General features: G+C 41.0%; 10 protein-coding genes. 5 read left to right on the top strand and 5 right to left on the bottom strand.

Features of this window, described 5'->3' with window-relative positions; translation table 11 throughout:
• The first annotated feature begins 131 nt into the window (after positions 1-131).
• Both Q4533_RS17220 and Q4533_RS17225 read left to right on the top strand, forming a co-directional pair.
• A complete protein-coding gene (locus tag Q4533_RS17220) occupies positions 132-1,505 on the top strand; it encodes an MATE family efflux transporter (protein WP_303503503.1) in 1,374 nt (457 codons plus the stop codon).
• 199 nt (positions 1,506-1,704) lie between these two features.
• Complete coding sequence (locus Q4533_RS17225) at positions 1,705-2,850, top strand: cupin domain-containing protein (RefSeq protein ID WP_102520876.1); 1,146 nt, start codon at positions 1,705-1,707, stop codon at positions 2,848-2,850.
• A gap of 204 nt (positions 2,851-3,054) precedes the next feature.
• On the opposite strand, the gene Q4533_RS19705 is transcribed toward Q4533_RS17225, so the two are convergent.
• Positions 3,055-3,270: an Lrp/AsnC ligand binding domain-containing protein gene (locus Q4533_RS19705; protein ID WP_368389905.1), complete on the bottom strand. Its 216-nt coding sequence runs from the start codon at positions 3,268-3,270 to the stop codon at positions 3,055-3,057.
• 20 nt (positions 3,271-3,290) lie between these two features.
• Entirely contained in the window at positions 3,291-3,452 is a 162-nt protein-coding gene (locus Q4533_RS17230; protein ID WP_303503507.1) for an Lrp/AsnC family transcriptional regulator, read from the bottom strand.
• 228 nt (positions 3,453-3,680) lie between these two features.
• On the opposite strand from Q4533_RS17230, the gene Q4533_RS17235 reads away from it, so the two are divergent.
• Positions 3,681-4,373, top strand: a complete 693-nt coding sequence (locus Q4533_RS17235; protein WP_303503509.1) for a PilZ domain-containing protein — start codon at positions 3,681-3,683, stop codon at positions 4,371-4,373.
• A 260-nt stretch (positions 4,374-4,633) separates the two neighbouring features.
• Positions 4,634-6,541 (top strand): methyl-accepting chemotaxis protein, encoded by a 1,908-nt coding sequence (locus tag Q4533_RS17240; RefSeq protein ID WP_303503512.1) that lies wholly within the window; start codon positions 4,634-4,636, stop codon positions 6,539-6,541.
• A gap of 148 nt (positions 6,542-6,689) precedes the next feature.
• On the opposite strand, the gene Q4533_RS17245 is transcribed toward Q4533_RS17240, so the two are convergent.
• From Q4533_RS17245 to Q4533_RS17255, 3 genes are all read right to left on the bottom strand, one after another.
• Entirely contained in the window at positions 6,690-7,802 is a 1,113-nt protein-coding gene (locus Q4533_RS17245; protein WP_303503514.1) for an NADH:flavin oxidoreductase, read from the bottom strand.
• 379 nt (positions 7,803-8,181) lie between these two features.
• Complete coding sequence (locus tag Q4533_RS17250) at positions 8,182-9,222, bottom strand: porin (protein WP_102435664.1); 1,041 nt, start codon at positions 9,220-9,222, stop codon at positions 8,182-8,184.
• Positions 9,223-9,224: 2 nt separating this feature from the next.
• On the bottom strand, positions 9,225-9,698 hold the full coding sequence (locus Q4533_RS17255) for a hypothetical protein (protein WP_241901131.1): 474 nt from the start codon (positions 9,696-9,698) through the stop codon (positions 9,225-9,227).
• 195 nt (positions 9,699-9,893) lie between these two features.
• Here Q4533_RS17255 and Q4533_RS17260 point away from each other — a divergent pair, with 195 nt between their 5' ends.
• Positions 9,894-12,566, top strand: coding sequence for an ATP-binding protein (locus Q4533_RS17260; RefSeq protein WP_303503516.1), 2,673 nt, complete (start codon positions 9,894-9,896; stop codon positions 12,564-12,566).
• The last annotated feature ends 57 nt before the right edge of the window (positions 12,567-12,623 follow it).

Below are 12,623 nucleotides of genomic sequence, written 5' to 3' on the forward strand. Positions count from 1 at the left end.
GAGCGATTATTCAAGATTGAAATATGGTTATTTAGCCTATTATTCAACGTTAACGCCTTCTATAACTTGATTAAATTTACAACTTATTCTGTTTTTAACTGATTTAACTTAACCGCATTTAAGGTCTAGCCGTGCCCTCTCAGTCCTATGTAAAAAAGAACCTTTCCCTTGCTTGGCCATTAGCATTAAATGGACTGCTGATGCAGTCCATGTTGATGATAGATACCTTATTAGTATCGCCTTTAGGCGAAATCCCCTTAGCGGCTATGGGCATAGCCACTGCTATTGTTGCTGCTATTTTGGGTATTCAAATGGCATTGGCCAATGGTACCCAATTGGTGTTGAGTCGCGCCGTTGGCTCTGGCAATAAGCAAACATTATCAAAAGCATTTTGGGCTGGGATGATGATTAACTGCTCGGTGGGCTTGCTTTTTTGGATATTGCTAACCCTGTTTGATCGCCCTTTAATTGGCCTGCTGACAGACAATGTGTTGTTACAACAAGAAATTGCCAGTTACTTAGTGATTTCAAAATACATCATACTTTACACTGCACTAACCCAGGTGATGATTGCCCTGTTTAATGGCTTGGGTCGCACTAAAATTCCCTTTAAAGGGTATCTCATTGAGTTGCCCATTAACGCCGTCTTGTCCTATTTACTTATTCATGGTTATCAGTTTAGCGATACGATCGCAATTGAAGCTATGGGCGTTCAAGGCGCCGCACTAGGTAGCATTATTGCCATAAGCGTGCGGCTTATGTATCTGGGATCATATATGAAATTCAGCCCTGTAATCGAAATCACGCTGCCAGATAAAAACACCTCAATGAGCCGCAATATTCGGCTGCATTTTATTGAGATATTCCCGATTGCAGCCAACGTCACTATGCTGATGATAGGGGTGACTGTGTATCAGTTGCTGTACTCACAGCTCGACATTAATGCCTATGTCGCCATCACCTTGGTGATGCCTTGGATTAAAGCGGGAACCCAATTTATTGCGGCTTGGTCGCACTCATCAGCCATTACCATTAGCCAAGCTATTGGTTCTAATAAGATGGATGATTTGAGTAAAAACGTTGATACCAGTATCGATATTGCGGTGGTTATTTCAGTGATTTGCGCAATGCTGTTTGGTCTTATGAGCATTTTTATTGCCGATATTTACCCACATTTAGATGCAGCAACCTATCAAGCGTTAGCTGTCATTGCGCCGCTATATATCTTTTTGCCCATCGTGCGTGGTTACAACACGGTTCATGGCAATATATTACGAGCAGTGGGTAAAACTACCGCTGTATTCAAAATTAACTTTACTGGCCAATGGGTGATTTCAATCCCCTTATGTGCACTGATCATTTTAGTCTTTGATGGGTCAATTTTTTGGGCCTTTGCTATTCAGCCATTTGAAGAAGTCGTTAAAGCCCTGCCGTTTAGGCAACTCGCCAGAAAGTCGCTAAAAGAGTTCGATCATAAAAAAGCCCAAGCATTGATGTATGACTAAAACCTTTGTCTACAAAGTGCTGCTATTGTCAGTGACAAGTAGAGAATTGATACACTCAACAGGTTTAGATTTTTTCAGGCGCTATTGAGCTAGGCAGATTTATTGCCTTTACCAGCTAATCCACCATTTTATGATCTCGGCCAAATTACCAAATGCTAATACTTGCTAGTATCGCGGCAAATTTCACTGAGTAATAAATATGCAATTAGATTTAAATGGTATGACGCCACAACAGTTTCTTGAACAGTATTGGCAAAAGAAACCACTGGTGATCCGTCAAGGCTTTAAACACTTTGAAGACCTGCTTTCACCAGAAGAAATGGCAGGGCTTGCTTGCGAAGACGTGGTTGAATCGCGCCGCGTGTTTAAAGCAAACGATGAATGGCAAGCTGAGTTTGGCCCATTTGAATCCTATGAAGAGCTCGGTGAAACTGACTGGACCTTAATTGTCCAAGCCCTTAATAACTGGGTGCCAGAAGCTGAAGAACTGCTCAAATGTTTTGATTTTATCCCTCGCTGGCGCTTAGATGACGTCATGGTCAGTTATGCGACACCGGGTGGCGGAGTTGGTCCTCATATCGATCTCTATGACGTATTTATCTGCCAAGGTTCTGGCCGACGTCGTTGGAGAGTTGGCGATCTTGGGCCGCACAAAGAGTTTGCAGCTCATCCGGCATTACTGCACACCGAAGCATTCGACCCGATCATTGATGTTGAATTACTCCCTGGCGATATCTTGTATCTGCCACCAGGCTACCCTCATGATGGGGTAACCCTTGAGCCATCAATGAGCTTTTCTGTGGGTTACCGCACTGCATCGGCAAAAGATATGATCAGTTCAATGGCCGATCACATTATCGACAAAGATTTGTGCAATGAGCAAATTGCCGATCCTGACCGCGCCTTAAGCGAACACTCAGGTATTGTGAACAGCAGCGATCTTGAGCGAATTAAACAGCAACTTTTTGCCACCCTTGATGACAAGCTAGTCAGTGAATTTAGCGGTCGCTACCTGACTCAGTCTAAGTGCGAACTTGATTTACCCGAAGAGAGTTTAGGGTTTCAAAGTTTAGATGTGACTGAGCAGCTTAAGCTGCAACCTTTAGTAAAGCTTGGCGGCCTGCGCACGCTGTACTTTGAAACCAGCGTTGCTGATGGCGTGCTGTATATCAATGGCGAGCAACTGCAATTATCAGCAGATAAAGAAGCCTTAATCGCACTGCTATGTGATACCCAAGAGCTTAGTGCACAAGACCTAAGTCCATGGTTAAACGATAACGATGTGCTTGAGCAATTAACCGCTTGGGTCAATGCTGGTTACTGGTATTTTGACGACATCGACTAAATCAGATTGGCTCAGATAAGCTGCAGTTGATGACATTAAGTTAGTGATCAACTGAAGAAACAGTCTTTATCATGCAATCAACAAAAATGGTTCAGCGACATCAGTCACTGAACCATTTTTTTACTGTTAGATTTGCAATAATTTAATGCCTAGCCAAATTCAGTAACATGCTAATCGGTATTTAAGTTAATGGCGGTGGCGTTTTTACCGTACGTAATGACACGGATGTATGAAACTTGCGAATGTTAAAATCACAACGCAATGTGCTATCAATAAATTTTCATAGGCTTGTATGTCCGTAACGCAGACAATAAGCATGAAATCGTAACGGCCCGAGATTTGATAGCACTGAGTGACTTCAGGCGCTTTCATGACAGTTTGTCGAAATAATCGATAGATATCATCCCGGTCGCGATCCATTTCAATCGACACAATCAAAGTCAACTTATTGCCTGATAACTCGGGTTAATCAAACAAACATCACCAATAATGATCCCAGCCTCTCGTAAGCGTTTTATCCGCTTCAAACACGCAGGCGGCGACAGCCCCACTTCTGCAGCGAGATCGATATTCTGAATTTTATTATTCGATTGTAACTGCATCAAAATGCGCCGATCGATCCTGCTGGCTCATGGCTTACCCATAGAAGCGAGCATTGCAAAAAAGCCGGGGGTTCCCTATGGGCAACATTAGTGATCCGTATCGGTGGAAGTTTTGCCCTTGCTTGGCTATAACACCAGTTTTATCGCTATAGCGAATAGGGCCAAGAGGCTGCGGTCATTGTATGGCAACAGGAAGGTAAACAAGGTATTGGCTATCTAGCATGGTTTGTGGAGCAGCTAGAAAATCTAGCGATGACTTTTGTGGTTATCGCAGCACTCATGTTTGTGCTTAAAATATTAAAACTAACAGGTTTTGAACGCCTATTAACCATGCTTCTGAAGCCATTATTCAAATTAATCGGCATCGGCTATTTACCTCAACAATACCTGTTCATTCAATATCCTAACGCAGATAAAATCGGTAAGTTCTGTCAATTTTTTGTTAAAGATGTCCCCGTTACAGTACGAGGTTTAATCGAAGGCCATGAAGCCTCTGTGATTGCTTTTCAAGCAACCATAAAACAAACCCTCAGCACACCTGTAAAAATGTTAGTGCTGAACTTTCCTGACATTATGGTCATTCATAACCTACGTTCTGCGAAAAGAGTATTAACTGAGTTACCTTGCAAGGTTACATTTAAAGACCAACAACTTGAGGCCACCATGACTGATGTGTCGCTGTCAGACTGTCATATCAACATTATCAACGGCGGCTTAGATACATTAGCAGCATCCTCAACAATTACCGTCACAATAAATGATGACGATAATGAAGACAAAGAGGCTTGTTTAAGTGTGACTTGTAAAATTTGTAACCTAAAACCCTTTGTCAGAGGTGTTGAGTTTGGTGGGGAATTTGAAGCAGACCAAGCTTCAATCATTGAATCGATTATTCACATGGCCTTATTGTCAGAAAGATAGCTTTATAAAGGCTGACTTAACATAAATGCGCCCGCACAAAGAAAACATCTCAAGAACAACCAAGAAACAACATTACTACATGCGCGCAAATTTCGAGCAAACAAACCATTAGTCACATTAAAACAACCATTAACCTTACAGAACAACACAATAATCACTCATAATAACAACCTTCAGGCCGATATAGCTAACAATTACAATTAGGGACAACCTAAGCCACAACACGCTGTCAGTTTGCCAGGGTGTAGGAGTCAATATTCATGAGCTTTCTATCAACATTATCCATTCGCAATAAATTAATCACTGCCATGTTACTTGCGGTAATAGCATCAACCAGCATCGTGGCCTACGTCGGACAAAGCAGTGCTAAAAATGTCCTATCAACAAGGTTAGAGCAATCTGATATGCCAAACCTAGTGCAGCGTATTCGTAATGCTATTGATGGTGAAATCAACCAAATGAAGATAATGACCGAATCAATTGCGTCAAATAGCATGATAAAAATGTGGATCGATCAAGGACAAAGTGCTGAGGGTGAGCAATACCTCATCCAGTTTTTAGCACAAACTGCACGTGATAATGGCTTCAGTAAAGTCTCATTTACTGACAACAACAACCATAAACACTGGAATCAAGATGGTTTTTTACGCGAGCTAAAGCCAGATCATGATACTTGGTTTTTTAACTTCCGAGACAGTAATAAAACCGAATCCACTAGCATCTATAAAGACAGCAAGGGTTTCACTGATATCTATATCAACGCCCAACAACCTAATGGTTTTGGGGTTGCTGGAGTGTCTAAATCATTTGATGAAATGGTTGATTACCTCAACAGCTTCAAAATAGAACAATCTGGTTTTGTGTATCTCGTCGATGGTAACGGCGTCATCAAGGTGCACCCCAGCATCGATTACAAGGCTAAACAAACCATTAGTGACTTATATCCGTCAGTTAATACCCATAAGCTGATAAATAAAAGTGACTATACCTCCGTTATGGTGGATCAACAATTGATCGCATCGAGTTACATTGCCAGTTTAGACTGGTACATTGTTGCACAAGTCCCTTTAGAAGAGCTTTATGCTGGCTTAGATACGTCGCGCAATAACATTATCATCACCTTTGTCGTGATAGCCGCATTATTTACACTGATCAGTGTTTATTTAGGGAACAGCTTAGTGCGCCCGATAAATCAGCTGGCCGATACATTTAAAGAATTGGGTGAAGGCGAAGGCGACTTAACCCAACGACTTAATGAAAATGGCAACGAAGAAATGCGCCGACTAGCACAAGGCTTCAATGCTTTCATTAGTAAATTAAACAATGTTATTCAAGAGCTTGCTACCACTACTTTTGATGTTAATAGTGCATCTCAACAAGTCTATACAGATGCGCAGCACTCTAAAAAGCTCACTGATGTTCAGCGTGATGGCGCTCATCAAGTGTCGGTAGCCATTAACGAAATGGGCAGTACTATCGCAGAAATTGCCAATAATGCTTCAGTGGCCGCCCAAGCAACTACTGAAGCAACGCAAAAAGCACAACGCGCACAAACGGTAGTACAAGAGTCAAATTCAACTATTAATGACATGGCCAGCAATATGGAAGGTGTGTCGATGAGTATTGTGACTTTAGCCGAAAAAAGTAATGCCATTTCAAGCGTATTAGATGTGATCAGGGCTATTTCAGAACAAACTAACTTACTGGCCCTTAACGCAGCCATTGAGGCTGCTCGCGCAGGTGAGCAAGGTCGAGGCTTTGCGGTGGTTGCCGATGAAGTGCGTAACCTTGCTAAGCGCACTAGTGATTCTACCGATGAAATTCACCTTATGATTACTGAATTACAAAATGGCGCGAATGCTGCGGTATCATCGGTTCAAGAAGGTCGTGAGCAAGCTAAACTAGGTGTTCAAGCGTCACAAAGAACCTATCAAGCTCTTGAAGACATCGCCGAAAATGTGATGCAAATTTCAGAACTTAATATACAAATTGCCGCTGCCACAGAAGAGCAGTCTGCGGTGATCAATGAGATCAACCAGCATGTGGTAAATATTAGTGACAGCAGTGACAGCAGCGCTCAAGCCTCGAACAGTATCGAAAGCTCTAGCGAAGCATTAAAGTCAATGGCCAATGATTTAGATGGTTTGGTTAAACGCTTTAAACTTTAATCAGCAAAGATGATGGCGAGTAGTGGCAGAATGATTTAAACGCTATCACAGATAATCCTCCTAAATTTGACATTTTAAAAAGCCAAACGATTAAAAAGTTTGGCTTTTTTGTGTCAACAATATACAAGCTGTACTTAAATCAATTAAGTTAAAAACCCGCAATAGTTGCTTTTCGCTGTTTATTTACAATGCAAAAATTACCGCGCTTAGTGCGGCATTTTGAGCAGGTTTCACATAGGGCTTGAGCTCTATCACCATTTTGCCAACGCTTCACTAGATCAGGCTCTGACAATAATGGTCTTGATAGGGCAAAGTATTGAATATTGGTATTCGCGGCAATGGTTTCTATGGCATCAATGTCCGTTAGCCCGCCTACAGTAATAACTGGTATATTCACTTCACGACTTATCACATCGCCATATTGATGAAAATAACCCTGTGGCTGAATGGTATGCCCCTCAAACGACTCACCAATCATGTCATTAGCTTTACCATGAATATTGCCAGAAATGATAATGGCATCAACGCCAATGGCTGCAAGCTTTTTACAAATAACACGGGTTTCAGCAAAGGTTAAACCACCTTCAAAAAAATCACAGGCGGTTAATTTCACCAGTATCGGGTAATCATCACCCACCAGCTTTCTGGTTTCCGTATAGATTTCAACTAAAAAGCGCAGGCGGTTTTCTAGGCTGCCACCATATTGATCATCTCTTTGATTGTAATAAGGGCTTAAAAACTGATTAATTAAATAGCTGTGGGCCCCATGAATTTCAACCCCATCAAAACCTGATTGTTTTGCCCGTAAACTCGCTTTCGCAAATGCCTGCACTATGTAATCTATCTCGGCAATGGTCATGGCTTTACCTAAGGTTTTTGTGCCACGCTCGCAAACCTCACTTGGGGCAAAAATCACTCTTTCGCCCACGTTGTAAGTGGTTTTGGTGCCACCATAGGCCAGCTGCATGGCTATTTTGGCGCCATTACGGTGAACTAAATCCGTTAGCTGTTTATATTCCTCGATAAAGGAGTCGTCGTATATGCCCATCATGCCCGCATTGGGTTTTTCTTCTGCGACGATATTGGCATAACCTGTAATGATCAGGCCGACTTCACCTTGAGCAAGCTCTTTGTATATGGCGTATAACTTTTCTGTCATATGGCCATCTTCAGTTGCCATATTTTCCCAAGTCGCACTGCGGATAAAGCGGTTCTTTAACTGCATGCTGCCAATGTGGGTTTCTGTATACAAAGTGCTCAAGTTACATCCTCTAAAAAGCGTCATCGATTAAACGGCGGCATTATAAAGGGCGTTGTTCAACAATCAAACAACTACAAGTCAGAAGTTAGACCTAGCTATATAGTCCAAAAGAGGTAATTAACTAGGGCGATTGAATAAGAATATCCGCTAAGGGGGCGGCTGGTGTACTACATGAGGTTGATCTAAAGCTCTTTTTACGAAAAGCGTTATGAATGATGGCGCTTTGCCGTATTATTCAACATAGCAAACTAAATAGTCAATTAAGCCAAAGCAGCTATCTTTGCGAGCAAAACAGCTAAAAATAAGTATCGCGGTAAAGTGTTAACTATTTAAAAAGGCTAGGCAGTTAACTGCCTAGCCTCAAAACCTTTAGCTAGCATCAAAAGACAAAGTTCACCGTCAAGCTTAATAACTCAACATCGGTACTTTCACCCCAAATAATTGGTGGTGCGGCAAATTGCGCTCGGTTTATTGGATTATCCCCTAAAATGGACTGGTACTCAGCATTAAGTGAAATCGATGAAGTCACATCATAGCGAAGCCCTATAGTCACCCCTTGACTCTCTCTAAGCTCACGACTCTCGGCATAAACCACATAGGGAGTAAAATCATCGATTGCATAACCAACACTGGCGTACCAATTACTTTGCAGCTCATCATGTTCAAATTCAGCCATAAACTGCCAAGCATCTAAACTGTATTCTGCCCCCACAGTAAATACACTTAACTCATCAGCAGTAGGGGCTGGGCGTAAAGTATATTTAGACCGTAAAAATCCAGTATGGATACGATAATTAAACCCTACTAAATCGACATATATTCCGGTGGTATAGTCAGAATCAAATTGCATCAATATCGGCCCTAAATTCACCTCAGTTAAGCGGCCGAAACCATAATAAGGTGAAACGGTAAGTGATATTTCATCAGATAATTCATATTGCCAAGCCAGCGAAACACCATCGTATGAGGTGGTACCTAAAATCGAGTCGTAAATCTCACCCGGCGGCCTTGCCCACGCATAGGCTTGGCCAACAAAATAAAACTCAGAGACTAAAAACAAGGGTAAGCGCAATCGGCCAGCCCTTACTTTAAAGTCACTAAATTCATAACTTAGGTAGGCCCATTCTAACTCAGGTTCGCTCCATTTATCTTGGGTGCGCTTAACCACTTGAGCTGATGCATCAAAGCCCTCAAACACATCTAAATCAAGTTGTATTCCAAATAAAGTATCACAGTCATAACAGGTTTCATCTGTTATTTCCCGGTTAATAAATAATGGCGCTTTATTGTCTGATTTACTGATAGATGTTGAACCAAAACCACTGATGGAAAAGTTATCAGTCAGCTCTATCGCAGCTTGTGCATTGGTTGCCATGCCAAGGGTTAATAGTAAAATTATGTATTTTCGGTTTAATAACATGGCTACTCTCCTTGTGGCACTGTGATTAAGATATTAACTTCTTCAGGCACCGACTCTATCGGAGCATATGCAATACCATTAGGATTGTCGTTCAGCCATTTGAGGATCTTCTTTATATCATCACTGTCTAACTCTTCTGGTGGCGAGCCTTTGCCGGAGAAAGCCAACCCGGCCCAATAACCATTCATTTGTGAGACCGATTTACCCAGCAACATGCTATAAAACTCTTCGCGGTGCATGGAGGTTTCAGGTAGATCAACTAAGACAATTTTAAAGCTACCTCCGACTTTTTTAGACTTACCTCGATATAACATTCTCGCCTTACTTTTACTTAAAGGCGGCATGTCATCATTAAGGCTAAAAATAGCGAATTCGACCTCAGAGCTTTTGCTGGTATCAGCCTCTAAAGCCCAAGTTGATGGGGATAAAATTAATGCAGTAAGAAAGATAAGCCGCCTTGTGCACAATCTACTCAAAAAAAAATGCTTCAGGCTCAATAAAAAGGCTTTGTGGTTTAATCCATTAATCATATAAAAACCTTCATTCCTAGATAGTTTTTGTACTATGCTAAACATAGTCAGAAGTTTTACTAATCTAAACTTAGCCAAGAACCCTACGATATACAACTTTATAGCTAACTTTTTATGGCTAATTTTACTCAAGGAGCTGAGATGAATTTATTGAATCGTATTTCAATAAAAGCAAGGATGTTGGCACTAGTCTTGTTACCATTGGTTTTTGCAGGTTTTTTATCAGCGTTAGAAATCCAAAAACAAACTGATAATGTGCAAGCTTTAAACAGCCTTAACAACAAAGTGACCTTTTTAGAGTTATTTTCCCAGCTTAATCGGCAAATTACTCAAGCGCAAGACGCGCTCAGCGGCCAAGATGAGCCCTTTGTATTATCCCAATTCACATCTATTACTAAGCAACTGTCTGCGTTATTACCCACAAGCTTTAGCGCTCAACACAGTGAAGATATTCAAGCATGGTTTAACAGCACTGAAGAAGCCTTAGCTGAATCGCCAGCCCTTACCAAAGAGGATTTATTTGATTGGTCAATTTGGATGAACGAATTGCAAAACCAAGGGTTGATGACGCTAGAAAAAGATAAGCTTGATGTACCTGAAAAAATTAACCAGAACTTGACGATTTTATTTCAATTGCAATGGCTATCACTGTGGTCTGCAGAAGAAAAATGGCTAATGGATCAACTGATAACGAATCGAGGCGACGAAGATCTGCTGAGTCAATTGAATATGAGCGCTGAAAGACAACAACTGTATGTCGATCGCTTTATTAATATTAGCGCCAAGCCTGAGCAAGTAGACCTGTTATTAACTACCTTTTCAGATCAAGCATTCCAACAAAGTTATCAGCTGCGCAGCCAATTTCTGCAAGGGAATGAAATTGTTGATAATACAGATGCTAACTTGGAGGTGTTTAATCAGCGTTTGAACTTAATTCAATATGTTGTCACTACCATTTCAGAGCAATTATCCACCAATATTCACTCTGAAATAGCAAAGTCTAAGCAGCTTATTATTATGTTCTGCGTTGCATTGCTAATATCGCTCGTTACTATTGGCACCATTGGCGCAAACCTTTACCGCCGCATTCTAAAGTATCTGCATCATGTGATTAAAACCATGTCAAAAATTGAAAAAACACATGATTACTCAAATAAGATAAACGAAAGTGGTAAAGATGAATTAAGCTACTTCTCTAAAAAGCTCAATAACCTAATTCATGAACGCTTTTTAAATGATGCCAAAATCTTGCAAGCAAAATCAGATGCAGAAAGAGCTAACCAAGCCAAAAGTTCTTTTTTGGCCAATATGTCCCATGAGATTAGAACACCGTTAAATGGCATTATTGGCATGTCGGAGATAATGTCAGGCACAAGGTTAACTCCTTTGCAAAATGAGTACCTGCAAACCATAGAAACATCCTCACATACCTTATTACTATTGATTAACGATATTCTGGATCTTTCTAAAATTGAGTCGGGTAACCTGTCTATTGCTTACAACGACACCAATATTACCGAGGTCATCTATGACACCCTCACTATGGTGTTAGCTAAAGTCGTTGAAAAGCAACTCGACCTTAAAATTGAAATCCCTGAACATATGCCTCACTTAGTATCACTTGACGAACATAGAATGCGCCAAGTATTAATGAACCTTCTGTCAAATGCAGTTAAATTTACCAATAACGGCTTTATTAAAGTCGCTGTGAGCTGCGATTACGACGAAGCTAACTATGCCAATATGAAAATTAAAATATACGATAGCGGTATTGGTATTAAAGAAGAAAATCAACAACAAATCTTTTCACCTTTTATCCAAGAGGATGGCACCATCACTCGTGAATTTGGTGGTACAGGGCTTGGGCTGGCAATTTGTAAACAGCTAGTGGGGTTAATGGGCGGCGATATAAAAGTTAGCTCAGAAAAAGGTAAAGGCAGTTGTTTCAGCGTTGAACTTAAAGCCCGCATCATTACCAAAGAGCAGCCTAAAAGAGACGAGTTTAAACACCTGACTACGGCAATTATTTCCAGTAATAATGATATTATTGATGCTATTGATGCTGCCTGTAGTAAACATGAATTTAGCATAAATTACCGTTACCCATCACCGTTTGACTTGTTACAGGATAAGCAAAAGTTTGATCTGTTATTTATTGATAATGCCTCAATGAACCGAGAGGCTTTAAAAGCATTACCCGAATTACTCATGCTGCAAGATAGTTTTTCCATTGCCATTAATAGCCCTTCTGAGCAGCGAACATTAGATAACATTGACGCCTCTATCACCATACCACTGCTTGGCAGGCGCTTTAGCGATGCCATTCGTAATGGCATCGAAAGTCGTACTCTGCGCAACAAAGTCACCCCAGCTGAAAAAAAAGCCGCCAATGATGGTATTGATAAGCAAGAACAACCACGCACCATTCACGGCATGATTTTGATTGTCGAAGATAACCTCGTTAATCAAAAGGTCGCCTCAGTGCTAGTCAAGCAAGCGGGCTATAACTTCGTAATTGCTAATAATGGGCTTGAGGCGTTTGATTTTATTAGTGATGGCAAAATATTTGATGCAATCTTAATGGATTGTATGATGCCCATTATGGATGGTTTTACTGCCACCCAAAAAATCAGAGAGTGGGAGCAAATAAACCCATCTGTGCAACGGCTGCCAATCATTGCACTTACCGCCAGTGTACTGGATCAAGATATTGAGAAATGTTATGAATCAGGAATGGATGATTATTTGGCAAAACCATTTGAAAAGCATGTTCTTATCGAGAAAATAAAACAGGTCACCAAGCTTGCAGGTTAGCAGTAAGAGTATTTGCAGTAATTGAATTTAGGCTAACACCAATAAGCTGATTGTATA

The organism is Shewanella sp. 6_MG-2023, assembly GCF_030547195.1.
GTDB lineage: Bacteria > Pseudomonadota > Gammaproteobacteria > Enterobacterales > Shewanellaceae > Shewanella.